Annotated in this window: 28 protein-coding genes and 1 riboswitch; of the genes, 26 read left to right on the forward strand and 2 right to left on the reverse strand. The window is 44.8% G+C overall.

All coding sequences use genetic code 11. The features are described from left to right. The first annotated feature begins 284 nt into the window (after positions 1-284). The 22 genes from BUB56_RS10815 (at position 285) to BUB56_RS10920 (ending at position 18866) form a co-directional block, all read left to right on the forward strand. Positions 285-854, forward strand: coding sequence for an ANTAR domain-containing response regulator (locus tag BUB56_RS10815; protein WP_110941333.1), 570 nt, complete (start codon positions 285-287; stop codon positions 852-854). A gap of 66 nt (positions 855-920) precedes the next feature. Beyond that, on the forward strand, positions 921-2330 hold the full coding sequence (locus BUB56_RS10820) for a sensor histidine kinase (protein WP_110941334.1): 1410 nt from the start codon (positions 921-923) through the stop codon (positions 2328-2330). Between the two features lie 100 nt (positions 2331-2430). Continuing rightward, positions 2431-3867, forward strand: a complete 1437-nt coding sequence (gene eutA / locus BUB56_RS10825; protein WP_110941335.1) for an ethanolamine ammonia-lyase reactivating factor EutA — start codon at positions 2431-2433, stop codon at positions 3865-3867. Between the two features lie 12 nt (positions 3868-3879). Continuing rightward, entirely contained in the window at positions 3880-5247 is a 1368-nt protein-coding gene (locus BUB56_RS10830) for an ethanolamine ammonia-lyase subunit EutB (RefSeq protein WP_330392619.1), read from the forward strand. A gap of 12 nt (positions 5248-5259) precedes the next feature. Then, positions 5260-6627 carry an ethanolamine ammonia-lyase subunit EutB gene (locus tag BUB56_RS10835; protein ID WP_110941336.1) on the forward strand — a complete coding sequence of 456 codons (1368 nt, stop codon included), beginning with the start codon at positions 5260-5262 and terminating at the stop codon, positions 6625-6627. A gap of 16 nt (positions 6628-6643) precedes the next feature. Next, a complete protein-coding gene (eutC, locus tag BUB56_RS10840) occupies positions 6644-7528 on the forward strand; it encodes an ethanolamine ammonia-lyase subunit EutC (RefSeq protein WP_110941337.1) in 885 nt (294 codons plus the stop codon). Between the two features lie 26 nt (positions 7529-7554). Next, positions 7555-8208, forward strand: coding sequence for an ethanolamine utilization microcompartment protein EutL (gene eutL, locus BUB56_RS10845; RefSeq protein WP_110941338.1), 654 nt, complete (start codon positions 7555-7557; stop codon positions 8206-8208). 30 nt (positions 8209-8238) lie between these two features. After that, complete coding sequence (locus BUB56_RS20385; RefSeq protein WP_110941339.1) at positions 8239-8805, forward strand: BMC domain-containing protein; 567 nt, start codon at positions 8239-8241, stop codon at positions 8803-8805. Further along, positions 8805-10253, forward strand: coding sequence for an acetaldehyde dehydrogenase (acetylating) (locus BUB56_RS10855; RefSeq protein WP_110941340.1), 1449 nt, complete (start codon positions 8805-8807; stop codon positions 10251-10253). Before BUB56_RS20385 ends, BUB56_RS10855 begins: the two co-directional genes overlap by 1 nt. Before the next feature lie 15 nt (positions 10254-10268). Beyond that, positions 10269-10553 carry a BMC domain-containing protein gene (locus BUB56_RS10860; RefSeq protein ID WP_110941341.1) on the forward strand — a complete coding sequence of 95 codons (285 nt, stop codon included), beginning with the start codon at positions 10269-10271 and terminating at the stop codon, positions 10551-10553. Between the two features lie 59 nt (positions 10554-10612). Then, on the forward strand, positions 10613-11365 hold the full coding sequence (locus BUB56_RS10865; protein WP_110941342.1) for a cobalamin adenosyltransferase: 753 nt from the start codon (positions 10613-10615) through the stop codon (positions 11363-11365). Between the two features lie 12 nt (positions 11366-11377). Further along, a complete protein-coding gene (gene pduL / locus BUB56_RS10870; RefSeq protein ID WP_110941343.1) occupies positions 11378-12010 on the forward strand; it encodes a phosphate propanoyltransferase in 633 nt (210 codons plus the stop codon). Between the two features lie 30 nt (positions 12011-12040). Further along, complete coding sequence (locus tag BUB56_RS10875) at positions 12041-12736, forward strand: hypothetical protein (protein WP_110941344.1); 696 nt, start codon at positions 12041-12043, stop codon at positions 12734-12736. After that, positions 12733-13005 carry a EutN/CcmL family microcompartment protein gene (locus BUB56_RS10880; RefSeq protein ID WP_110941345.1) on the forward strand — a complete coding sequence of 91 codons (273 nt, stop codon included), beginning with the start codon at positions 12733-12735 and terminating at the stop codon, positions 13003-13005. Before BUB56_RS10875 ends, BUB56_RS10880 begins: the two co-directional genes overlap by 4 nt. 19 nt (positions 13006-13024) lie before the next feature. Then, complete coding sequence (locus BUB56_RS10885) at positions 13025-14368, forward strand: 4Fe-4S dicluster domain-containing protein (RefSeq protein WP_110941346.1); 1344 nt, start codon at positions 13025-13027, stop codon at positions 14366-14368. Next, positions 14365-14913: a BMC domain-containing protein gene (locus tag BUB56_RS10890; protein ID WP_110941347.1), complete on the forward strand. Its 549-nt coding sequence runs from the start codon at positions 14365-14367 to the stop codon at positions 14911-14913. Before BUB56_RS10885 ends, BUB56_RS10890 begins: the two co-directional genes overlap by 4 nt. A 17-nt stretch (positions 14914-14930) precedes the next feature. Continuing rightward, positions 14931-15212: a hypothetical protein gene (locus BUB56_RS10895; protein WP_110941348.1), complete on the forward strand. Its 282-nt coding sequence runs from the start codon at positions 14931-14933 to the stop codon at positions 15210-15212. A gap of 12 nt (positions 15213-15224) precedes the next feature. Then, positions 15225-15506: a BMC domain-containing protein gene (locus BUB56_RS10900; RefSeq protein ID WP_110941349.1), complete on the forward strand. Its 282-nt coding sequence runs from the start codon at positions 15225-15227 to the stop codon at positions 15504-15506. A 45-nt stretch (positions 15507-15551) separates the two neighbouring features. Beyond that, positions 15552-16649 (forward strand): ethanolamine utilization protein EutH, encoded by a 1098-nt coding sequence (eutH, locus tag BUB56_RS10905; protein WP_110941350.1) that lies wholly within the window; start codon positions 15552-15554, stop codon positions 16647-16649. Positions 16650-16662: 13 nt separating this feature from the next. Continuing rightward, complete coding sequence (locus BUB56_RS10910) at positions 16663-17130, forward strand: cupin domain-containing protein (RefSeq protein WP_110941351.1); 468 nt, start codon at positions 16663-16665, stop codon at positions 17128-17130. A gap of 55 nt (positions 17131-17185) precedes the next feature. Further along, positions 17186-17354, forward strand: a riboswitch (cobalamin riboswitch). Positions 17355-17644: 290 nt separating this feature from the next. Next, entirely contained in the window at positions 17645-18154 is a 510-nt protein-coding gene (locus tag BUB56_RS10915; protein WP_110941352.1) for an ECF transporter S component, read from the forward strand. Further along, positions 18144-18866 (forward strand): AIR synthase related protein, encoded by a 723-nt coding sequence (locus tag BUB56_RS10920; protein ID WP_110941353.1) that lies wholly within the window; start codon positions 18144-18146, stop codon positions 18864-18866. Before BUB56_RS10915 ends, BUB56_RS10920 begins: the two co-directional genes overlap by 11 nt. Before the next feature lie 31 nt (positions 18867-18897). Here the strand turns inward: BUB56_RS10920 and BUB56_RS10925 are convergent, their stop codons facing one another. After that, positions 18898-21162 carry a PAS domain-containing sensor histidine kinase gene (locus BUB56_RS10925; protein WP_110941354.1) on the reverse strand — a complete coding sequence of 755 codons (2265 nt, stop codon included), beginning with the start codon at positions 21160-21162 and terminating at the stop codon, positions 18898-18900. A gap of 251 nt (positions 21163-21413) precedes the next feature. Between BUB56_RS10925 and BUB56_RS10930 the strand changes: the two genes are divergently transcribed. From BUB56_RS10930 to bioA, 4 genes are all read left to right on the forward strand, one after another. After that, positions 21414-21983: a biotin transporter BioY gene (locus tag BUB56_RS10930; RefSeq protein ID WP_110941355.1), complete on the forward strand. Its 570-nt coding sequence runs from the start codon at positions 21414-21416 to the stop codon at positions 21981-21983. Positions 21984-21995: 12 nt separating this feature from the next. Further along, entirely contained in the window at positions 21996-22973 is a 978-nt protein-coding gene (bioB, locus tag BUB56_RS10935) for a biotin synthase BioB (protein WP_110941356.1), read from the forward strand. A 92-nt stretch (positions 22974-23065) separates the two neighbouring features. Further along, a complete protein-coding gene (bioD, locus tag BUB56_RS10940) occupies positions 23066-23809 on the forward strand; it encodes a dethiobiotin synthase (RefSeq protein WP_190014411.1) in 744 nt (247 codons plus the stop codon). Continuing rightward, positions 23802-25148: an adenosylmethionine--8-amino-7-oxononanoate transaminase gene (bioA, locus tag BUB56_RS10945; RefSeq protein ID WP_110941358.1), complete on the forward strand. Its 1347-nt coding sequence runs from the start codon at positions 23802-23804 to the stop codon at positions 25146-25148. Before bioD ends, bioA begins: the two co-directional genes overlap by 8 nt. A 132-nt stretch (positions 25149-25280) precedes the next feature. Here bioA and BUB56_RS10950 read toward each other — a convergent pair whose 3' ends face one another. Next, positions 25281-25562: a hypothetical protein gene (locus BUB56_RS10950; RefSeq protein ID WP_330392622.1), complete on the reverse strand. Its 282-nt coding sequence runs from the start codon at positions 25560-25562 to the stop codon at positions 25281-25283.

Below are 25562 nucleotides of genomic sequence, written 5' to 3' on the forward strand. Positions count from 1 at the left end.
TTCAGAATAGTTTAAAAAATATTTCGGAAATAGTTGTAATATGAAAAAATTTGTATTATACTTTATTTTAGGGATAAGGTTTTTACAATTTAAGAATGGTTGCACAAGGGCGTGCAATGGAGCGAGCGATGTGGCTTCTGAGGGATAGAATATCCTTAGGGAGCTTTTTGTTTATTTGTAGAGCATTTGACATAAATAAGTGGAACAAGCATATATTCAAATAATAATGTAAGCACATTTATATAAGGAACAAAATTACAATTCATATCCAAGGAGGGAAAGCCATGTATAAAAAGGTAGTAATAGCCGATGATGAACCTATTACGCGCATGGATCTGAGTGAACTGCTTAGAGAGGCTGGATACACTGTAGTAGGAGAGGCCTCTGATGGATTTGATGCAGTGGAGCTTTGTCGGAAGCTAAAGCCGGATTTGGTATTGATGGATGTGAAAATGCCGCTGTTGGATGGACTGAAGGCTACAAAAGTTATCGTCCATGAAAACCTGGCCAATTCTGTAGTACTGCTTACCGCCTACAGCGGTAGAGAATTCATTGAACAAGCTAAGGAAGTCGGTGTAATGGGCTATGTGGTAAAGCCCATTGATGAAAAATCTCTTATGCCTGCCATTGAGGTTGCCATTAGCAAGGGTAGAGAAATTGAAAAAATGAAGAATGATATTCAGGAGGTCAAGGAACAGCTGGAGACACGCAAATTGGTAGAGAAGGCTAAAGGCATATTGATGAACAAGCATGACCTGTCGGAAAGCGAAGCCTACAACCAGATCAGAAAGCTCAGTATGGATAAGCGCTGTCCAATGAAGCAGATCGCAGCAACCATTGTGATTAATGAATAGCTGTAATTCAGGACAATAGAGAAATACTCCTTTTTTCGAGGAAGAAAAAGGTTAGGAGCGATGTGCATGCTCAGGGAATTATGTTATATGCATACGAATTTAACAGATTCTGATATTCATAGATTAGAAAATATAGCAGCAAATCTGCCGATTATTGCAGATCTGGTTAAGGCAGATGTATTCATTGACTGCATGACTAGAGATCCTAATGCAGCAATCGTAGTAGCAGAGGCAAAGCCTTCTACCTACCCGTCTATGTATAAGTATACGGTAGTGGGAGAACTGGCCTTGCGGGAAAACGAACCGGCTGCCTTAAGAACCCTGGAAATTGGTATGGCCACCCGGGATTTGAAAGCCATCACCCAAGAAAATATGAGTGTAAAACAAAATGTAGTTCCTATCAAAAACGATGAAGGAAAAACCATTGGCGTACTCATTATGGAGCAGGACATCACTGAGCACGTGAATCAGAACAAGCATATGGAAATATTGGCGGAAACGGCGGAACAGCTGACGGAGACCTTAATTTCTTTTATGGATAAAGAAAACAATATTACCTACCATGTGAATGACGCCATTGTTATGTTTGATAAGCAGGGTATTGCAACCTTTGCAAATCCCATGGCCGATGAGCTGTACCGGAAGCTGGGATACCGGGATAACATTATCGGTATGAATTTTAACAACCTGGTATTCGACGGCAGTGTCTTTGATAAGGTTATCGGAGAACAGTCCTTTAATATTCGAGAAATTGACGTAGGTAAGCTTTCATTACAGGTTAAGTATGCTGTAGTAAAGCAAAAGAATAGACTAGTAGGAGTTATTATGCTGATTAGAGACATCACTGAGGTGAAAGAGAAGGAAAAGGAATTGATCCTGAAATCTGTGGCCATCCGAGAGATTCATCATCGGGTAAAAAACAATCTTCAAACCATTGCCAGTCTGCTGCGCCTCCAATCCAGAAGGATTGACGACGAGCTGGCAAAGAAATCCTTTCACGAGAGCATTAGCAGGATTCTTAGCATTGCTGTGACCCATGAAATCCTTGCGCAAAACGGTGTAGATGATGTGGATATCAAAACCATTTTATCCCGTATTAAGGACAGCACCTTAGATTATGGTCTTGCACCCCACAAGCGCATCCAAATTGAAATTCAGGGAGACAGCTTTACCGTCGATTCTGATAAAGCCACATCGATTGCATTGGTGGTCAACGAGTTGCTGCAAAACTGTCTGGAGTATGCATTCCCTGATCGGGACAGCGGCTCCATAGAGGTATGGATCCGGAAAGGAAGCATGTATTCCAGCATATCGATTATAGATAACGGTGTAGGTTTTAATGTCTATGAGGTAAGGCAGGGCAGCCTGGGATTAAAGATTGTCAACAGCATCGTACGGGATAAGCTTTCCGGAGATCTGCATATCGATTCAACACCTGCAGGAACGAAAATTATTTTTGATTTTAAAAATGAATAAAAAACACAAGGTTGTGTTTGAAGGCAAAGAGGCCATAGGAAAATAATGAATATTTCCTTATGGCCTCTTTTTGTGAGTCAAGAGAAAGGAGTGATGGGCTGTGCGAGAGGAAATTTTAAGCGTAGGAATCGATATCGGCACCTCTACAACCCAACTGGTTTTTAGCAGGATAACCCTGGAGAATACGGCTTCAGCAGCATCTGTTCCCCGGATTAGTATTGTAGACAAAGCCCTTATCTATAGAAGCAGCATTTATTTTACCCCTTTACTGTCACAAAATGAGATTGACGGGGGAAAGGTGCGGGAGATTATTGTAAAAGAATATCAGAAGGCTGGCATCCGCCCATCGGATATTCACACGGGAGCAGTGATTATTACGGGAGAAACAGCTCGGAAGGAAAATGCCGCCCTTGTGTTGGAGACCCTCAGTGACCTGGCAGGAGAGTTTGTGGTGGCTACTGCCGGCCCGGATCTGGAGGCCATTATAGCCGGAAGGGGGGCCGGTGCCGATCGGTGGTCAAAACATCAAAAGGGTACCGTGATAAATCTGGATATCGGGGGAGGGACTACCAATATTGCTGTCTTTCAGGATGGTCAGGTGATAGATACTGCCTGCCTGGATATTGGGGGAAGACTCATCCGCTTCCAGGAATACAGCACCCGGATCGCTTATGCTGCTCCAAAGCTGAAGCTGTTGGCAGCAGAGCTTGGGATTCACCTGGAGGAAGGGATGGAAATCTCCTTTGAGGAGCTTGAAAAAGTCACAGGGAGAATGGCCGGCATTCTGGAGGAAGTTTTGGGTCTGCGTCCAGCGACACCGATGCTTTCTGTAATGCTGACAGGAAAAGACTTAAAGAGAAACTATCCTATGGACAGTATCTCCTTTTCGGGAGGGGTTGCAGATTATGTATATGCCCACAAGCAGGAGGGTTTTTTCAAATATGGCGATATTGGAATCCTTCTGGGGAAAGCCATTGGAGAGTCATCGATGATGGACCGTTTTCAGGTGTATCAGCCCAGTGAAACCATCCGGGCTACTGTGGTGGGAGCTGGAGCTCATACCGTTGAAATCAGCGGCAGCACCATCACCTATACAGAGGATTTATTTCCTCTAAAAAATATCCCCATTTTAAAAATGCTGCTCAAAGAAGAGCAGCTGCAGGATAAGGATTTTTCAGAAAGGATTAAGCAAAAGGTTAAGTGGTTTGGATTGGAGAGAGAAATACAGCAGCTGGCATTGGCCATAAGGGGGGTGAAAAATCCGAGTTTTTTGCAGGTACAGCGCATAGCATCCAGTATCATAGCGGGAATGGATTCTCTCATAGAACAAAAGCTGCCCCTTGTGGTTGTGGTAGAGAATGACATGGCTAAGGTGCTGGGACAGACACTGCACAGACAGCTGGAGTATAAGAAAGAAGTGGTTTGCATCGACGGGGTCAGGGTAGACAACGGAGACTATATCGACATTGGAAGACCCCTTGCCAATGGCAGGGTTGTACCTGTTGTAATCAAAACATTGGTTTTTAATGCTGAATAGGAGAGGTGAGTAATGATGAGACTCAAAACCAAGCTTTTCGGTCATGTGTTTCAGTTTCAATCGGTAAAGGAGGTATTGGCCAAGGCCAACGAAGAAAAGTCGGGAGACAAGCTGGCAGGAATTGCTGCTGCCACCGTTACAGAAAGGATTGCAGCCAAAGAGGTATTAAGTAATTTAACCTTAGCAGATCTGCGGAATAACCCTGTGGTTCCCTATGAGGAAGATGAGGTAACAAGGGTGATTCAAGACAGTGTTAATGAAAGAATCTACAACGAGATTAAAAACTGGAGTGTGTCGGAGCTTCGGGAATGGATCCTAAGCGACAGCACTTCCTCAGAAGCCATCAAACGGGTCAGCAGGGGCCTAACCAGTGAGATGGTTGCTGCTGTAGCTAAGCTTATGTCCAACCTGGATCTCATTTATGGCGCAGGAAAAATCAGAATCAGCGCCCACTGCAATACTACTATTGGTCTTCCGGGAACCCTTTCTGCCAGGCTCCAGCCCAATCACCCCACCGATCATATCGAAGGAGTTATGGTATCGGTAATGGAGGGCTTAAGCTATGGTGTGGGGGATGCAGTCATTGGCCTTAATCCAGTAGAGGATACGGTAGACAATGTGGCAAAAATTCTGAAGACCTTTGATGAGTTTAAGAGAAAGTGGGAAATACCTACTCAGATTTGTGTTTTAGCCCACGTGACCACACAAATGGAGGCCATCCGAAGGGGTGCACCTACAGATTTGATATTCCAGAGTGTAGCCGGCTCACAAAAAGGAAATGAAGCCTTTGGCATCTCTGCTGCACTGTTGGATGAAGCGAGAGAATTGGCCTTGAAGGAAGGTACTGCAATGGGTCCAAATGTGATGTACTTTGAGACCGGTCAGGGCTCAGAATTATCCTCCGAAGCCCACCATGATGCAGACCAGGTGACCATGGAGGCAAGATGCTACGGATTCGCCAAGCGATACAGTCCTTTCCTGGTAAATACAGTGGTGGGATTCATCGGGCCGGAATATCTCTATGACAGCAAACAGGTTATCCGGGCAGGCTTAGAAGATCATTTCATGGGCAAGCTGACAGGAATCCCAATGGGTGTGGATGCCTGTTATACCAACCACATGCGTGCAGATCAAAATGACATTGAAAATCTCGCTGTGCTGTTGACCACTGCTGGCTGCAACTACTTCATGGGTATACCGGCAGGGGATGATGTCATGCTGAACTATCAGTGTACAGGATATCATGAAACCCAGACTTTAAGGGAGCTGTTAAAGCTCAAACCCATTGGAGAATTCGAGGGCTGGCTGGAGAAGATGGACTTGATGCATCAGGGAAAGATGACAGCCAGAGCAGGAGACGCCTCAATCTTTATGAAGTAGGGAGGTTCATCCATGAAACTGAAAACAAAGCTTTTTGGAAGTACCTATAGTTTTAAGGATGTAAAAGAGGTTCTAGGGAAGGCAAATGAAGAAAAATCCGGGGATCAGCTGCTGGGAATCGCAGCCGGTTCAGTATCTGAGCGGGTTGCCGCCAAAGTTGTACTCAGCGAATTAACCTTAGAAGAGCTTAGAAAAAACCCAGTGATTCCTTATGAAGCAGATGAAGTCACAAGGGTCATTGATGACCTTGTAAATGAATCCATCTATAAGGAAATCAAAAACTGGACTGTAGGCTATTTTCGTGAGTATATTTTGAATCATAAAACAACAGGGGCAGATATTTTAAGGGTAAGCAAAGCTCTGACAGGAGAAATGGTGGCTGCTGTAGCGAAGCTGATGTCCAATATGGATTTGGTCTATGGTGCCAGCAAAATCCGTGTTACAGGAAAGGCCAATTATGAAATCGGGAAACCGGGGACATTATCCTTTCGCTTGCAGCCCAACCACCCGACGGATAGTATAGACGGTATCCTGGCCTCGATGATGGAAGGACTATCCTATGGCTGCGGAGATGCCATCATTGGGATTAATCCGGTGGAGGACACGGTTGAGAATACAAAGCGGATTATGGACGCTATCCATGGTTTTATGGAAAAATGGCAGATTCCTACCCAAACCTGCGTGTTGTCCCATATATCCACCCAGATGCAGGCATTGCGGGAAGGAGCTCCAGTTTCAGTTTTCTTCCAGAGTGTAGCCGGTACGGAGGATGCCAATAAAGCCTTTGGTATTGACTATGTTTTAATTGACGAAGCTTTTCAACTGATTCAACGCCATGGAACAGCGCCGGGCCCCAATCTGATGTATTTTGAAACCGGTCAAGGCTCTGAAATGTCCCTTAACACCGACCACGGTGCCGATGAGATGACACTGGAAGCAAGAACCTATGGATTTGCAAAACGGTATAAGCCCTTCATGGTAAATAATGTTTCCGGGTTTATCGGGCCGGAGACTTTGTTCGATGGGAAACAGATTCTACGGGCCAATTTAGAAGATCATTTTATGGGGAAGCTGACGGGGCTCCCTATGGGGATGGCTCCCTGCTATACCAATCATGTGAATACAGACCAGAATGATCAGGAAACTGCCACCATGCTGCTGGCTATGGCAGGAGCAAACTACTACATGGGTGTACCGGTAGGGGACGACGTAATGCTCAGCTATCAGGATACCAGCTACCACGATGATGCTACCCTCAGAGAACTATTAAATCTGAAGCCCGCTGAGGAATTCTTTCAATGGCTGATGGCGATGGGCATCATGGATCAGCGGGGAAGACTTACAGACCGAGCGGGGGATGCTTCCCTATTCTTAAAATAATAAAGGGGTGAAATATATGATTTCTGAGAAAGACTTAAAGAAAGTCATTGAGCAAGTTTTATTAGAACTTGGAGCTTCCGGGGCGAAGGAGACCTGCAGTATATCAGAGGAAGCTGCAGAGCAGGTGCAGGCTATAGAAGAAGCACTGCCGGATATTACGGCAGTGGATTTGAAGAAGCAGGTACTGGTACCCCAGCCTGAGAATCTGGAAGGACTGCTGAAAATGAAAGAAACCACACCGGCGAGAATCGGGGTTTGGCGGGCAGGCCCAAGATACAAAACAGAGACACTGTTGCGGTTCAGAGCCGATCATGCAGTTGCCATGGATGCAGTATTTAGTGATGTATCGGAGGAGTTTTTACAGGAGATGAACCTGTTTCCCATCAAGACCAAGTGCAGAAACAAAGACGAGTATCTGACAAGACCAGACTTAGGGAGAAAATTTGAAGAAGAAGAACTGGAAGTGCTCCGCAAAAACTGTGTGAAAAAGCCTCAGGTACAGATCTATGTGTCCGACGGTCTCAGCTCTACAGCTATCGAAGCCAATATACGGGATATTCTTCCGGCTATTCAGCAGGGCCTGGAGGGCTACGGTGTGAAAATGGGAACCCCTTTCTTTGTGAAATACGGCAGAGTACCGGCTATGGATGTAATCTCAGAAACTCTGGAAGCAGAGGTAACCTGTGTATTGATCGGAGAGCGTCCCGGATTGGCTACTGGAGAAAGCATGAGTGCCTATATGGCCTACAAGGCAGAGGTAAATATGCCGGAGGCCAGAAGAACAGTAGTTTCCAATATTCATAAGGGGGGTACGCCAGCGGTTGAAGCCGGAGCCCATATTGCACATATTTTAAAGCTTATGCTGGACAAAAAAGCCAGCGGCCTAGATCTAAAACTATAAATTAGGTATGAAGTGGAGGGAGTATTATGAGAAATGATCCGATTCGTGCAAAGGTTCTAAGCGCAAAGCTGATTTCGAATGTGAGCCCAGATTTGGCAGCATCCTTTAACCTGCAGCCTCAGCACAGAGCCATAGGCTTGCTCACTACTGACATTGATGATGTATCCTACACTGCATTAGATGAAGCAACCAAGAAGGCAGATGTACAGGTGGTCTATGCCAAGTCCTTCTATGGCGGTGCCGCCAACGCCAACACAAAGCTGGCCGGTGAATTTATAGGCATCCTGGCAGGCCCTAATCCGGCAGAGGTTCGAAGCGGCCTAAACGCTGCCATAGAATTTATTGAAAATGAAGCCTGCTTCTATAGTGCCAATGACGAGGATACTATTGCCTATTACGCTCAGTGCATATCCAGAACCGGTTCCTATCTGTCTTCCGTAGCTGGGATCGAAGAAGGGGGAGCACTGGCCTACCTGATTGCTCCGCCCATGGAAGCGATGTATGCTTTAGATGCAGCATTGAAGGCCGCAGACGTGAAATTGGCCGCCTTTTATGGACCGCCTTCTGAGACCAACTTTGGCGGGGGATTGCTAACCGGCAGTCAATCAGCCTGTAAAGCAGCCTGTGATGCTTTTGCTTCAGCGGTTCAATTTGTAGCAGATAATCCTACCAAATTCTAATAAAGTACCCCGGACTGGGTGGTGAAAATGATGAAGGGTTACGCGCTGGGTTTGGTAGAGAGCCTGGGTTATGTGGGGGCTGTAGAGGCCGCAGATGTATGCATGAAGGCAGCAAATGTTTCTTTGATCGACTGTGAAATAGTGACCGGGGGCCTGGTGACCATTAAGATATCAGGGGAAGTTGGGGCTGTTAAAGCAGCCATCGATGCAGCGGAGGCGGCGGTCAGGAAAGTAGGAACACTTGTATCTACGCATGTAATCCCCAGACCATCTACAGAATTGTATAAAATACTGAACAGACAGGAGGAAAGTCCTGTTGATGCAATACAAAAACCGGAAGAATTGCAGGATAGGCAGGAGCAGGAAGAGGCACCGGTGGAAGCGGTACAGGGGTCGGGAAACACCGAGTATACAGGTAGTTCAACTGAATATGAGCAGAAGTCAGAAGAGGTTTTGAGAGCCATGAAGGTGGTAGAATTGCGAACCCTGGCCCGGCAAATTCCACATATGCCGATAGATCGAAATGATATTAAGTTCGCCAAAAAAGAAGAATTGATTGATGCCATATTATCCTGCTATAGAAAGGAGGAGTGCTAATGGAACAGCTTCGTGACAGAGACCTTCGATCCATACAGCAGGCCAGAGACTTAGTGTTGGCTTCTAAGGCTGCACAGAGAAGCTTTGCAGAATTTGATCAGGTGAGCATTGACAGGATTGTAGGTGCTATGGCTGCTGCTGCAGAAAAGGCCTCAGACAGACTGGCAAAAATGGCAGCAGAAGAAACGGGCTTTGGCAGATATGAAGATAAAATTATTAAAAACCTATTTGCCAGCAAGGCGGTTTATGAATATATCAAGGATATGAAAACCATCGGGATCATTCGGGAGGACAAAGAGGAGAAAATCGTAGAAATCGGATCACCCGTAGGGGTGATTGCAGCCATGATTCCCTCCACCAATCCTACCTCTACTACCATCTATAAGGCACTGATTGCCTTAAAAGCAGGGAATGGAATTGTATTTAGCCCCCATCCTGCAGCTGTAAAGTGTACCATGGAGGCAGCGGCTTTACTCCATGAGGCAGCGCTACAGGCTGGCGCGCCGGAAGGATTGATCGGATGCATGGATCTGCCTACTATGGAGGGAAGCAGAGAGTTGATGGCCCATCAGGACGTGGCTTTAATACTGGCTACAGGTGGTTCTGCCTTGGTAAAAGCCGCTTATAGTTCCGGGACCCCTGCATTAGGGGTTGGACCGGGGAACGTACCCGCTTACATTGAGGGCTCTGCAGACATCCCCATGGCAGTAAAACGAATTTTTGAAAGTAAAACCTTTGACAATGGAACCATCTGTGCATCGGAGCAGGCGGTCATCACCGAGAAGGGGATCGAGGAGCGAGTACGGGAAGAAATCATAAAGCAGGGAGGCTATTTTCTGCGGGGAGAAGAGATTTCGAGGGTAGCTGCTGTGATTCAGAAGCCCGGCGGCGGCCTAAATTCCAAAATCGTAGGCCAGTCGGCAAAGACTATAGCAGCTATGGCAGGAATCAGCGTACCGGAGGAAACCCGGGTATTGCTCTGTGAGCAAAAAGGTGTGGGAAAGGACTATCCTTTCTCTATGGAAAAACTCTCGCCTATCCTGGCCTTTTATGTAGAGGAGGATTGGCATAGGGCCTGTGAGCGGTGTATTGAGCTCTTAAACTATGGGGGGTTGGGCCATTCCCTTGTGATTCATTCTAATAACGAAGCCATCATCAGAGAATTTGCACTAAAAAAGCCGGTCTATAGGATTTTGGTGAACACTTCCTCCTCCCACGGAGCCATAGGTGCTACCACCAGCTTAGCTCCGTCTTTGACGCTGGGCTGCGGTACCATTGGCGGCAGTGCTACTTCAGACAATGTAAGCCCTATGCACTTGATTAACAAAAAAAGGATGGTATACGGGATCAGAGAGGTCGAAGACCTAAAATCCAAAGCCAAGGGTTTGGATGAGAGGGACCTGGAATATATCACCAGGCTTGTCTTGGAACAACTAAAAAAAATGTAAAAGGAGGCAGTTCAAATGGCAAATATGAATGCATTAGGTATGATTGAAACGAAAGGTCTAGTAGGCTCCATTGAGGCAGCAGATGCAATGGTAAAGGCAGCCAACGTTACACTGCTTGGAAAGGTGCATGTAGGCGGGGGCTTGGTAACCGTCATGGTAAGAGGAGACGTAGGGGCAGTAAAGGCTGCTACCGATGCAGGGGCAGCAGCAGCGGAAAGAGTTGGAGAGCTGGTTTCGGTGCACGTAATTCCAAGACCTCACAATGAGGTAGAAGTAATCCTGCCGAAGGTTGAAGGGTAGCTCTCATCCCGGGCTAGTATTCGCCCGGGAGCCAAACCTTCTGAAAAGGAAGTGATGAAATGAGCGTATTAACAGAATCTGCTTTGAGGAGCCAGCTGAAACATCAAAAAACAGATCGTTATGTAGTGAGTCCCGATATATTGATTACCCCCTCCGCACGCCAATATCTGAAGGATAAAAACATTGAACTGGTGGTAGAAGCTGCATCAAAGGAAGGGATCCAAGAACATCAGCAAAGGCAGGAAGTGGAGAAGGGATTTCAACCTAAGTATATCTGTGGCACTACAGGAGGCTACTTTGAAAAAAAACCGGAGTATATGACGCAGCTTTACGGCAATAAGCTGGTATATAAGGATCATCCGCGTATTATCTTAAGGGGCAGGCTGGACAGCCTGCAGTCCAAAACATTAGAGCTTCAGTGCCTGGCCCATAAGAGTAAGGTCGATCAGCTCCGCAAAGATCTGGAGGAGGTACTGCAGCTGCTGCGAAACATTTTGCGGGCAGAGGTTTTAGAAGAGGCTCTGCCAACAGTTTCCCTTTTTGGCTATCAGGAGGATATGCTGAGAGAAATTTCTCATCATCCCCAGAAGTTCTTTGACTTTGGACATATCGTGCCCAGATATGATATGGGAGAATTGGTGATTGGCCTCAACAGCCTGCGGAGCGCGGTACGGGAGGTAGAGCTGGCAGCCATTCAGGCTTTTAAAAAAGAAGAAACTGTAGAGAGGCAGGATATTCTTCAGGCATTAAACCGACTGAGCAGCGGGGTGTACATCCTGATGTGCCGATGTGTCGGCGGCTTTTATAAATAGGGGGATCGCTTCATGGATGAAAGAAAAATGCGGATGATTATTGAAAAGGTAATAGAAAAAATGGAAGAGCAGAGCAGTATTCCGGTAGAGGCCTCGGGAAGACATGTACATTTAAGCAAAGAACATGTGCGGCAGCTCTTTGGCGATGATCGTCATTTAAGTATCAAAAAAGAGCTGTCGCAGCCAAAACAAGTTCAATATAACCAACGGGTGACCCTGATAGGACCCAAAGGAATTATTCAAGGAGTGACCCTGTTAGGGCCGGCTAGAGGAAATACACAGATTGAATTGACGAAAACCGATGCCCTGAAGCTGGGAATCGATCCGCCGGTCCGTGAATCCGGAGATTTACAGGGGAGTGCTTCTTTATGGATTGCTGGGGAAAGAGGAGTTGTTTTAGCAGAAGAAAGCACCATCCTTGCCAAGAGGCATATCCATATGGAGCCGGCAGATGCCCAGCGCCTTCAGGTAGAGGATCGACAAAAAGTAGCGGTCAGAATCATGACCAACCGGCCTGTGATCTTTGAGGATGTTACAGTACGAGTACATGAGAACTATCGGCTGAGTATGCACATTGACTATGACGAGGCAAATGCATGCAATTATGTACCGGGAACCCGGGGAAAAATTATTTCAATAGATTAGGAAGTGTTGATAGATAAGGATGTGAGTCCTATGGAGCTTGCGAAATTGATAGAAAGAATTACTACAGAAGTATTAAAGCAGTTAAAAGAGGAAAAAGAAGGGCTGCGTACGAAAAAAAGGATTCTGTTATGGACAGAAAGACTGGAGGTCAAGGAGCAGGCAGCTGAAAAATTAAAGCTTCCATTGGAACTGTTGGAGGATCGGATACAGTTTAAGGGGCTGGAGGATTTAGAAACCTATGATGCAATCATCCTTCCGAAGCTTGAAGCTGGGGAAATGGTGCATATTGCTTTAGGGATACAGTTGGGGGAAACGGAGGCTTTGGCGGCTAAGGCACTGCTGCTGGGTAAGCGGATTTATGTGCTGCAGGAAGGCCTGGTCTTTAAGGCGCATAAGGCAACTACAGCACCAGGCTACTATAAGCTGCTTCAGGATTATGAGGAGAGACTGGGAGCCTACGGCATTTCTGTAGTTTCCTGGGAGGGACTGCAGCTGGATGCTAAGAGTAGCCAATGTGCTGTACAGGCGACCCGGGAAAAAGCATTGGATTTAAAAGAGCGCCTCATCACAGAGTCTCGCATAGCAGAGCTTTTTTCCATGGGTTATCGGGAGATTCGGGTTACAAAAAATGCCATGATCACTCCCCTGGCAGTGGACTTTATAAAATCAAAGCAATTAAAAATCCTTCGGGGAATGGAAGGATTGGAGAAAGGAAGCGGCCTATGATTATCGGAAAAGTCATCGGAAATGTTTGGGCAACCCGAAAAGAAGAAGCTTTGAGAGGATTGAAGTTTCTTGTCGTTCAACCGCTGGACCGCTTCGGGAGCGATGGAGGCAGTACCCTGGTTGCGGTGGATATGATCGGAGCCGGTGTAGGGGAGCGGGTGCTGGTGGTTCAAGGCAGTTCAGCAAGAAGGATAGAAGGTAAGGCAGAAGTACCGGTGGATGCTGCAGTTGTAGGAATTATTGACTCGGTGGAAATAGAATCACAGTAAAGGGAAGGAAGGTGCCCCGATGAACTTGTTGGAAAAAATCAAGGATGCAGGTGTTATTGGTGCAGGCGGCGCCGGTTTCCCTACCCACATCAAGCTGAAGTGTAAGGTAGAGGTACTGATTATAAACGGTGCTGAATGTGAACCCCTCCTGAAGACGGATCAGTATCTGATGCGGGAAAGAACGGAAGAGCTGGTTGAGGCTATTGAAATGGCAGGGAAAGAAGTCGGTGCAGAAAAGATCTATCTGGCAGTCAAGAAAAAATATGGAAAAGAGATTGAGGCATTGAAGAGTACCATAGCAAGGAGAGACAGTCCAATCCAGTTGTTTTTTCTGGATAATTTCTTTCCGGCAGGAGATGAGCAGGTATTGGTTTATGAGGTTACAGGGCGCACAGTTCCCCCGGGAGGTATTCCGCTGCAAAGTAAGGCATTAGTATCCAATGTAGGGACGATGATCAACATCTATGAAGCTCTGCAGGGAAAGCCTGTGACCCATAAATACATAGCTGTCTTAGGAGAAGTAAAGGACCCAAAGCTTCTGAAGGTACCGGTAGGAACCTCAGCAGCCCGCTGTATAGCAGCAGCGGGGGGACCCCTGACAGAGGATTATTGTGTCATCATGGGAGGGCCAATGATGGGGCAAATCATCGATGATGTGGATATTCACCATAAGGTGATTAAGAAAACCGACAGTGCATTGATTGTGTTGGACAAAGATCACTATATCGTGAAAAGAAACAGGACCCCAATGGCCCACATCATCAATCAGAGCAAATCTGCCTGTATCCAATGCCGCTTCTGCACGGATCTATGTCCACGATATCTGATCGGTCATCCCCTACGGCCTCACAAAATCATGGGTGCCATTGCAACCAAAACCATAGAGGATGAAGCTTTTCGTGAAGCATTGATCTGCTGTGACTGCGGCATCTGTGAACTATACGCCTGTCCTATGGGTTTATCTCCAAGACTGGTCAATGGCTATCTCAAGGGAGAACTTCGAAAACGGGGGATTGCCTTTCACTCTCCCGGCACGGCGGTTATACCCAGCGAATCAAGAGATTATAGGAAAATCCCCGTAAATCGCTTAATTGCCAGAATTGGTCTGGAGAAGTATACCTATCAGATGGTAGATAGTGTGGAGGAAATACAGGCGGATCAGGTTTCTATTCCACTGCGGCAGCATATTGGTGTGGCTGCAGAGGCAATGGTTGCTGTGGGAGATTGGGTAGAAAGAGGGCAATGCATTGGGAAAATAGAGGACGGCAAGCTGGGAGCCAATATCCATGCCAGCATAGGGGGACGTGTTACGGCAGTAGGTCAGGCAATTGATATTAAACAGGAAGAGGGGGTGATGGAATGATCAGAACAATAGGCATGATTGAACTGAATAGTATCGCCAAGGGTATAGAGGCAACGGATTTTATGATCAAGGCAGCGGCAGTGGAGCTACTGTTTTCGAAGGCTATTTGTCCGGGGAAGTTCATTATTCTCATTACGGGGGATGTGGCAGCAGTAGAGGCTGCCATGGATATCGGCCTTTCCAATGGCGGGGTTTTTGTGGTAGATCATTTGATGCTGCCCAGAATACACCCCCAGGTTATCTATGCAATCAATGCAACCACTGCTGTAGAGCAGATGAATGCCCTGGGGGTGATGGAGTTTTTCAGTGTGGCGGCTGCAGTGACTGCTGCGGATATTGCCGTAAAAACGGCCCAGGTAGAACTAATTGAAATTCGGTTGGGGGTAGGGATCGGCGGTAAGTCCTTTGTGACCTTGACAGGAGACGTCAGTGCTGTGACAGAGGCGGTAGAAGGCGGCGTAAGATTCGCCCAGGAACAGGGCATGCTGATATATCGTGCAGTGATTCCATCCCCACGGAAGGAGCTATTTCAGAGCCTACTTTAAAACAAAGGGGTGAGTACATGGGCAAGAAACTAATCACATTAAGGGAAATCAATAGAATGTATGCAGAGGGAATTCGTGAGCTCTATGTAAATGATAAGGTGATCATTACGCCAGGAGCCCGGGATTTCGCTCACGATAAGGGATTTCGGGTTATCTATGGCGTTGGGGAGGATGCGCCTAAAGAGGACGTGAAAAGCAAAATTGACTTGCTTTTACAACAGCAATATCAGGTTCTCGACCAGGAACTGAGAAGGCTTTTGGTTGAGAAAATATTAGAAAAATTAAAGAATCATTCATAAGGAGGAGATTGTATGGCAATTGCAAATGCATTGGGAATGATTGAAACGAAAGGCTTGGTAGGTGCTATCGAGGCAGCAGATGCCATGGTAAAGGCAGCCAATGTGACTTTGGTAGGCAAGGAGCATGTGGGGGGCGGACTGGTGACCGTTATGGTTAGAGGAGATGTAGGGGCCGTAAAGGCTGCTACCGATGCAGGTGCAGCAGCAGCGGAGCGTGTAGGGCAGTTAATCTCTGTACATGTGATCCCAAGACCTCATGGAGAGGTAGATACCATCCTGCTAAAAACCAAGTAAGGAATATTTGTTTAGATAGGTCAGTAAGAAGAAGGGGGAGTTGAAATGAGTATCAATGAGATTATTGTCTACATTATGGTGGGCTTTATGGTCCTCGGTGCACTGGATAAGATTATCGGGAACAAATATGGGTTAGGAGAGAAATTTGATGAAGGCTTTATGGCCATGGGTTCTTTGGCCATTGCCATGGTAGGGGTTGTATCCTTAGCACCTGTATTGGCAAATCTGTTAAAGCCAATTATTGTACCGGTATACACTGCTTTAGGTGCAGACCCGGCGATGTTTGCCACCACACTGCTGGCCAATGACATGGGCGGTTATCCGCTGGCGATGGAATTGGCACAGACCCAGGAAGCAGGATTGTTTGCAGGTCTAATCCTTGGAGCCATGATGGGTCCTACCATCGTATTCTCCATTCCTGTTGCACTGGGAATTATTGAAAAAGAAGATCACAAATATCTGGCAAAAGGAATTTTGGCCGGTATGATTACGATCCCCATCGGATGCTTGGCCGGTGGTTTAGTAGCAGGCTTTGATTTTGGCATGATTATTCGGAATCTAATTCCCATTATCATCGTAGCCCTATTGATTGCCCTTGGATTGTGGAAGATACCCGATAAAATGATTAAAGGATTTACTAACTTCGGTAAAGGTGTAGTCGTGGTGATTACTATAGGAACCGCAGCCATCGTAGTGGAAACCCTAACAGGTATTGTAGTGATTCCCGGTATGGCACCGGTTTGGGATGGGATTGAAATCGTTGGTGCCATCGCCATCATGTTGATCGGCGCATTCCCTATGGTATTCTTCATCACCAAGGTATTCCAAAAGCCTTTGATGCAAATGGGTAAGCTATTGGGAATGGGAGATGTGGCTGCAGCAGGTATGGTTGCGACTTTGGCCAACAATATTCCGATGTTTGGGTTAATGAAGGATATGGATGAACGTGGAAAGGTACTCAATGTAGCCTTTGCCGTCAGTGCAGCCTTTGTATTCGGTGACCACCTGGGCTTTACTGCAGGGGTAAACCGAGACATGATCTTCCCCATGGTGGTAGGAAAGCTGGTAGCCGGTGTGACCGCCGTAGCTTTGGCATCCATGATTACACCGAAGAACCCGGTGACAGAGAAAGAAGAGGCATAGTGGGGGGATGAATATGGAAACCTTTGATGCAGGGTTGATAGAAGAAATCGTCCGCAGAATATTGGAAGAGAAAATGAAAAACACTGCTTTACAGAAATTTGATAAGGCAGCAGATGAAAGCGGAGTCCTTCTCGTAAAGGGCAGTACTGTTAGATGCAATCCCTTCGATACGGGCAAGGCGGAAGACAAGGTGTTCCTAAGAGATATATTCACTTTGGAGGAGAGTCCAAGAATGGCCTGCGGTTTCATGGAAATGGAGGCCTCTGAATTTGACTGGACCCTTGTGTATGATGAGATTGATTATATTATCGAGGGGACTCTGGAAATTACTATTGACGGAAGGAAAATGACCGGAAAAGCCGGAGATGTGTTTTTGATTCCAAAGGATACTACCATCAAGTTTGGCTGTCCTGATAAGGTAAGGTTTCTTTATGTAACCTATCCTGCCAATTGGGAGCAGCTGGTGAAGGAAAGAGGATAGATAGATTCTGCATTGACAATTTCTGGGGTAGATATTATACTATAAATGAAAAACATAATAAAGCAAGTACTTAGGTGCCCTTCGGGGAGAATAGGGAATGAAGTGAAAATCTTCAGCGAACCCGTCACTGTGATGAGGAGCTGCTGTCAATACCACCGGAATGCCGGGAAGGGACAGTAAGTGTTGAATCGAGCCAGGAGACCTGCCTAAATGTGCTGCATCATGAATGATGGTAAAGTTCATGGTCTATTTGGATTACAGATAGGCTGTGGACTTTTTTTATTGTCTAGGAAAGTATAAATTTGCTGGAGCTTCAGTAAAAGTAATTTCAAGGCTTAAAGCATTTTATAACATTTTAAGACAATAAAAAAGCTGGGGTTGCAGGGGATGAAATCCCCTGCCCCAGTAAGAGGGGTGCTCAGACTGCCTTGCAGTCGTCGAAGGGGAACTAGGTTCCCCTAGCGAAGCACATCTAGTGGGCCTTTTTTATTTTTAAAACAAGGAGGAAGAAAAAATGCGTTCAAAAACTTTTAGACTTACCTTAATGGGGATGTTTGTTGCACTTAGCTTTGTGGGTTCCTACATAAAAATTCCCAGTCCTTTCCAGAGCATTGCCCTAGATTCTATGCCTGCTTTTTTAGCTGGCTTAATGCTGGGAGGCATAGAAGGAGCCGTTATTGGATTCTTAGGACATATGCTGACAGCTGCTAATGCAGGTTTTTACCTGACTCTGCCGATCCACTTACTGGTAGCAGTGATCATGGCCATCACGATTTATGCTTACCATTGGACCTATAAGAAGGCCAATTTAATTGTTGCAGGTATTGCAGGGATTGTACTAAATGGAGTTGGTGCACCTTTAGTACTGGCTCTTATGCCGCAGTTTGGCTGGGGATTTTTCATAGGGATTGCACCCTTTTTGATCTTAGCCAGTGCCGTAAATGTGGGCATATCCTTAGTAGTGTTTACTGCAGTTAAAAAGACCAAGTTTGTACAAAGTGCAGGATTGGACTATGGAAAGTAAGCATCGGGATGCAAGCTTAATTCCCCTTGAAGGAGAGCAGGTCATGGTGATTGCCTGTGATTCCTGCGGGGCATTTGGCAGCAAGTCGGGGGACCAGGTTAAGGTACCGCCGCAAATCGTAGGAAAATATACAGCGAGAGTAGCTATGATGGAGGTTCTGGCCCTTGGGGCGAAACCCATCGCTATGACCGTGAACATCTGCAATGAGCCTAGTCCTACGGGAGAAGGGATCATGGAGGGAATTAAGGAGGAACTGGAAGCGTGGCAGTTAGTCCTTCCCATTACGATCAGCACGGAGAAGAACATGCCTACAACGATGACCGCCATAGGGGTAACCCTTATGGGAATTGCTGAAAAGTCGGAACTTCTCCTTGGAAAGGTATCCTCAGGGGATTTGGTATATAGTGTAGGATTGCCAAAGGTAGGAGATGCTGTGGTTACTGATCAAGGTGAAATCGCCGATGCCACGGTAATGAAACAACTGCTTCATATGGGAGGAATTAAGGAAATTGTTCCGGTAGGATCTTCTGGGATTAAAGGGGAGTTGAATAAGCTGGCAGAAAGCTACCAGCTTAAGTTTGAAGTATTGAACAATGAAAGATTGGATTTGGAAAAGTCTGCAGGGCCTTGCACAGTAATCCTTGTGATTACCGATAAAGTGCTTCCCAATGTTTTTGAGGTTCCCTGCAACTTTATCGGCAAAATGGAATAGTTCCCAGAACCGGGTACTATTCCATTTTTGTTCAAATGTGATAAATATCGGAGAATTCTATATGAATTTTTTCTACGTTGCTGCGGCTTTCATCAGGGATGTAGTATAGAGGCTGTTCTTCTAATAGCATTACGGGAAGATTGATAATAAAGATACTTCCTTTTCCAACTTCACTCTGAAGGGTAATGGTACCCTGATGCATCTCCACCAATGATTTGACTAGGGATAGGCCGATACCGCTTCCTTCATGATTTCTTGTAAGGAGAGGGTCAACCTGACGGAAACGTTCAAAAATAACGGATTGTTTCTCTTCCGGGATTCCAATGCCTGTATCTTGAACTACAACTTCTACCTGTGTACCATGGTCAATGAAGTTAACGGAAATGGTGCCTCCTGGGTTTGTAAATTTAATAGCATTGGACAGTAGATTTAGAATAATCCTCTCTATCTTATCAGGGTCACAGGACATCTCTTTTTGTTCGGTAGTGCTGGAAAAAGTAAAGGTTATTTCTTTATTCTGTACATAGTCCGCCACAGATAAAGTAATCTCTTTGAGCAAGGATACCATATCACAGTTACATCGATGGATTTGAAAATAACCGGAATCTATTTTTGTGATATCCAACAGATTATTGATTAATCTTAGAAGCCGATAGCAGTTTTGTTTCAGAATATTTTTATAGCGGATAATAGGATGCAGATCCGGAAGAATGCTGGCAGATTTAAGATGCAGATCGCAAAGTTGGAGGGTGCCTAATATCACGTTGAGTGGGGTTTTGAATTCATGGGATATGTTGGAGAAAAACTCTGTTTTCAACCGGTCATATTCTCGGGCTTCTTGCAGCAGCTTTAGATTGGATGCTGCTTTTTTCCTCTCCTCTTCAACCTTTTTACGAGAGGATAAATCTCTGCAGATATGCTGAATGGCCGGCCTGTCATTATAAACGAATGGAATCGATGCCATCTCTATGTCTAAAACTTCCCCATCATGACGAGTAAATTGAAAGGCTTCAAAACAGGATGGTCCGCCATCTTTAAAAATGCCATTGATTTGCTCTACAAAACGGTCCCGCTGGTCATTTGCCAGTGTTAGGAAGTCAGCAGCAGGCCTGCCCAATATTTCTTCAATTGAATCTGCCCCTAGCATAGGGACAGTAGCTGGATTGGCAAAAACAATCTTATAATCCTGTTCTACGGTAATCATATCAGGGGATAAGTCAACAAGGCTGCGATAGCGCTGCTCACTTTCTAACAATGCTGCTTCAACCCGCTTCCGGTCTGATAAGTCTCTTGTGATTGTAAGCGCATACTTTTTGCCTTGAAGCATGTATAAGTGTGCATTTATTTCAACAGGAATTAAATGATTTTCCTTACTGATCAGGGTACTTTCAAAGGTTGAAAAACCTATCTTAAGCACATCTTCTACAGCCATACGAATTTTAGATGAATCAACGGCTATCAAATAGGGTGATATCTCCAGTAATTCTTCTCTAGTATATCCCAGCAGCTTACAGGCAAAGTCATTGACCTCGTGAAATACCAATTCTTGACCATCGACCAATTCTATAATAGCGATGGCGTCATAGGCCCCATTAAAGAGCTGACGATATTTATACTCACTTTCTGATAAAGCTACCTCCGAAAGAATCCGCTCCGTAATATCAATAGTGATGGTCATAACCCCTTCAGAAACAGGATAGATGCGGATCTCAAGCCATCTTTTTTCTTTTTCTCCATAGGGCAATGACTCTACCAGCACATCGGCCTCCCTGGTCTGCATAACATTATGGAGGGCTTCATACATTTTAGTTTCTTGGAAGCATGGAAAGTACTCCAGGATATTGAGTCCAATAAAATCTTCCCTGGGTGCCTTAAAAATTGACTGACAGGCGGTTTCATTTGCCAGCAGTATTTTCCAATCGTGACTAATGACAATCACGGTATCGGCAATGGATTCCAGAAGCAGCTTATGTTTTCTTTTTGCTTCAAAGAGGGTACGGATTAATTCTATATTTTCATGATCCCTATCATTTAATTTTTTTGCAAGTCCTCTGTAGCGGCAGAGCATGACGGCAAAAACCAATAAAAGGACTGCTATCGCAGAATTGATTATTTTAAGGTCGTTAATACCTATTGCATAGACAAGGTTTACGAAGAAAGCGGATAAATCAAGTGAATAGAAGATGGAGAATAAGGCGATAGAAAACAAAAATATAGCAAATCCGGATGTCCATACAGATTTCTTACGTCCCCTGCTCCCTAGGGTGGGAGCATTGGCTCGTGTTATATTTTCCATATAAGTTAACGACCTTTCCTGTAAAAAATTATAAAATCCTTCTTATAACAAAATCAATGCCTGTGTTTAATTTCTCAACAGAACCTTAAAATCCTCCATGGATTTGCAGGTTTTGATCGACAAATTCATATAAAAAACAACAAAAACATTGTTAACGAATAAGGTTAACCAAAATAACAAATAATGTTGACAAAAATACAAAACCAATATATGATAAAAAAGTAACCTACATAATGAAAGGAAGATATGAAATGAAACTGAAAACAAGAGATATGATTTTAGTAGGATTGTTTGCTGCACTTACAGCAATCGGTGCATTTTTAAAAATCCCAACGCCCATAGTACCCTTTACACTGCAGTTTTTGTTTTGTGCTTTTGCCGGTGTATTTTTAGGATCTAAACTAGGACTTTATTCACAGCTGCTTTATGTTGGAATCGGCTTGGCCGGTATTCCTATTTTTACAAAGGGCGGCGGAATCTCATATATTTTTCAACCGACTTTTGGCTACTTAATAGGTTTTATCCTATGTGCTTATATCGTGGGTAAGATGACAGAAAACCTTAGAGAAATAAAGTTTATGAATGTTTTTTTGCCGGTAGTGACCGGTTTAGCAGCAGTATATGCGGTAGGAGTGCCTTATCTGTATGTGATTATTAATCAGTATATAGGAAAAGAAATGTCCTTTATGGCTGCAGTTAAGGTTGGATTGGTACCCTATGTAGTTCAGGATGTTTTATTAAGTGCATTGGTTGCATTTACTGCAACAAAGGTGGTGCCTACATTGAGAAGAGCAGGATACGTGGGAATAAGACAAAACTAGGAGCGAAGGCTGATGAAAAAGTATATTGAGAATATAAAGGAAAAAATTCTAGCAGGCGGAGCCATCACCTATGAGGAAGCCCTCGAGCTAATGGAAATTGATGAGCAGGATGAAGAGCTGTTGGCATGTTTCTACAATGCAGCCAATGAAATAAGAAAGAAGTACGCCGGAAATAAAGTTGATTTATGTACTATCATGAATGCCAAATCCGGCAGATGTTCTGAGGACTGTAAGTATTGTGCACAATCTGTACATTACACTACGGGCGTAGATGAATATGACCTGCTGGATTACGATAAGGTCTTAGCGAGAGCACTAGAGATGGAAAAGGAAGGTGCCCATCGTTTTTCTTTGGTAACTAGCGGAAGAGGTGTAGATGGGGAAGATTTTGAAAAACTTTTAGAAATCTATAGTAAATTGAAACAGGATACGAACCTGAAAATTTGCGCTTCCCATGGGATCATTTCTTATGAACAGGCCATGAAACTGAAGGCAGCAGGTGTAAGTATGTACCACCATAATGTAGAAACCAGCAGTGCTTATTACGGGGAGATCTGTACAACCCACAGCTATCAGGACCGGATCGACACCATACAAAATGTGCAAAGGGCGGGAATGGAACTTTGCTGCGGCGGAATCATCGGCATGGGAGAAAGTGTAGAGGACCGTGTGAAAATGGCCTTCGAAATTAAGGAATTGGGAGTCAAATCCATCCCTGTAAATATATTGAACCCGATTAAAGGAACTCCTCTGGAAGATACAGAAACCATGATACCGATGGAAGCATTAAAGACCATGGTTTTATATCGTTTTGTTATTCCAGACTGCTATATCCGCTATGCCGGCGGAAGAATGCTACTGGGAGATTTGCAGGAGGTAGGCTTCAGAGCCGGTGTAAATGCTGCTTTAGTAGGGAATTATCTTACTACCATCGGCAGTAAAATAGAAGACGATATTCGAATGATTCGATGTGAAGGATTAGAAGTATAAAAAGCCCCTCGCATATGGTTATGCAGCTTATACACAGCAAACCATATGCTTATTTTTTAGGAGGGATTCTATCTGAAAGGAAGCGTATACATATGACGAAAGGAACTTTTATTTTAGGAACCGACACGGATGTAGGAAAGACCGTAGTCACTGCCGGGCTGGTATATGTATTAAGGTCACAGGGATATAATGCCTGCAGCTTCAAATCTATTCAAAGCGGCGGAATTGAGAAAAATGGAAGCTTGATCTCTGCTGATACCCACTTTGTAAAAAAAGCAGCAGATTTACAGGAGGAAGACAGCTTGCTGAATCCCTATTGTTTAAAAACGCCCGTATCACCCCATCTTGCAGCAAGGCTTGAAGGGATAGAGATAAAAAAAGAAAGAATATTTAGTGCATATAATACACTAAGCCGCAAATATGATTATATCATTGCAGAAGGAAGCGGAGGCTTGATGGTGCCAATGCTGGACAAGGACTATATGCTCTACCATATGATTCAGGAGCTGCAACTTCCCGTGGTGGTGGTAGCAAAGGCTGGAGTGGGGACGATTAACCATACCTGTTTAACCGTCCAAGCAGCCCGACACTTCTGTATAGAAGTGAAGGGAATCATTATCAATGGCTACAGCGGAACGATAGCAGAGAGAGATAATGTAGACATCATTCAAAGCCTTACGGGAGTACCGGTACTGGCGGTGATCAGGAGACTAGAGGGCCTGGATGTAGAAGCCGGACGCATGGGAGGATTGCAAGAGGAATTTAGAGAAAAAATACCCGTAGAAGGTCTCCTAAAAATGATGGCGGAAGCAAAGGAAGTGAACAGCCATGCGTGATTTGCAGAAAAAGGACTTGCAGTATATTTGGCATCCCTGCTCTCAGATGAAGGATTATGAGGCTTTTCCCCCTATTGTGATTGACCGGGGAGAAGGGGCCTATCTATATGATATGGATGGAAAAAGCTATTTGGATGCAGTGTCTTCCTGGTGGGTCAATTTATTTGGACACAGCAATAAAAAAATTAACCGCGCCATAGCAGAGCAGGTGGACAAGCTTGAGCATGTAATTTTTGCAAACTTCTCCCATCGGCCAGCAATCGAACTGGCTGAGCAAATCGTAAAAATTACACCAGAGGGACTGAATAAGGTTTTCTTTGCAGATAACGGCTCTTCAGCAGTAGAGGTGGCTCTAAAGCTCAGCTTCCAGTATTATCAGCAGATTGGAAAAACAAAAAAGACACGGTTTGTAGCCATATCGGAAAGCTATCATGGAGAAACCCTGGGGGCTTTGTCCGTGGGAGATATTGATTTATACAACGAGATCTATAAGCCCCTACTGTTACAAACTCTCAAAGCGGAGGGGCCTGACTGTTATCGCTGCAAATATGGAAAAACTCGTGAAACCTGCAATGCAGAATGCTTTGAATCAATGAAAGCCACTGTTGAAACCCATCATGAAGAGATTGCCGGAATTATCATTGAACCCATGATTCAAGGAGCGGCGGGTATGAAAATTTATTCGCCGGTTTACCTGAAAAAGCTTCGGGAATTATGCACCCAATATGATGTGCATATGATCGCCGACGAAATCGCCGTCGGCTTTGGAAGAACGGGCAAAATGTTTGCCTGCGAACATGCAGGGGTTTCACCGGATATTATGACTTTATCAAAGGGGCTGACTGCAGGGTATATTCCCTTATCCCTGACCCTTATGACAGATACAATCTACGAAGCCTTCTATGACGATTATCTAAGCCTAAAGGCTTTCATGCACAGCCACAGCTATACAGGCAACCCTATAGGCTGTGCTGTCGCCTGTGCATCTCTGAAAATCTTTGAAGAGGAAAGGGTTTTAGAAAATAATCTAGCCAAGTCTGCTCTTATCCGTGAGAAAGCCGAAAAGCTTTTAAAATACCCTAATGTAGGGGAATTCAGACAGCTGGGGATGGTGGGAGCTATTGAACTGGTAGAAGACAAGGCGATGAAAAGAGGGTTTGATTGGCAGAAAAGAATAGGCTATCAGCTCTACAAAATGGCATTAAAGGAAGGGGTTTTGCTGAGACCTCTGGGTAATGTCATCTACTTTATGCCTCCTTATGTAGTAGAAGAGAAGGATATTGATCTGATGATCGGAACTACTGAAAAAGTGATCAGGGAATTCTTCAGAGCTTATTAGCATATAGAAACCTCTAAAGATATTCTATTTATAAAAAATACCAGGCATGGAATCAAAATGCGTTCCATGCCTGATCATATTATCCCTATACCCCTTTGAACTTAAAACAAAATGAATATATCCTAAATACTTTTAGTCTAGGATTCTTTTCTCGAGAATCTGATTCATGCTAAAGTTTTCAATCTGCAGATAATATTTTGCGCAGTCAATTAAGGATTTCATCGGTACAAGCCCAATGACTTCACTGCCGATGACAGGAACGCCGTAACGTTTTGCTTCCATTTTGATCATTTCAAAGGCTGCATAAACAGCAGTTTTCTCATAATTAACAAGATTCATAGATACCTGGACGATATTTCTTTTCTCAAGTTTGCCCCCCATGGCTTTTACGTATCGAAGGCCTCCGCTTAAAAT

The sequence above is a fragment of the Geosporobacter subterraneus DSM 17957 genome (assembly GCF_900142145.1).
GTDB lineage: Bacteria > Bacillota > Clostridia > Peptostreptococcales > Thermotaleaceae > Geosporobacter > Geosporobacter subterraneus.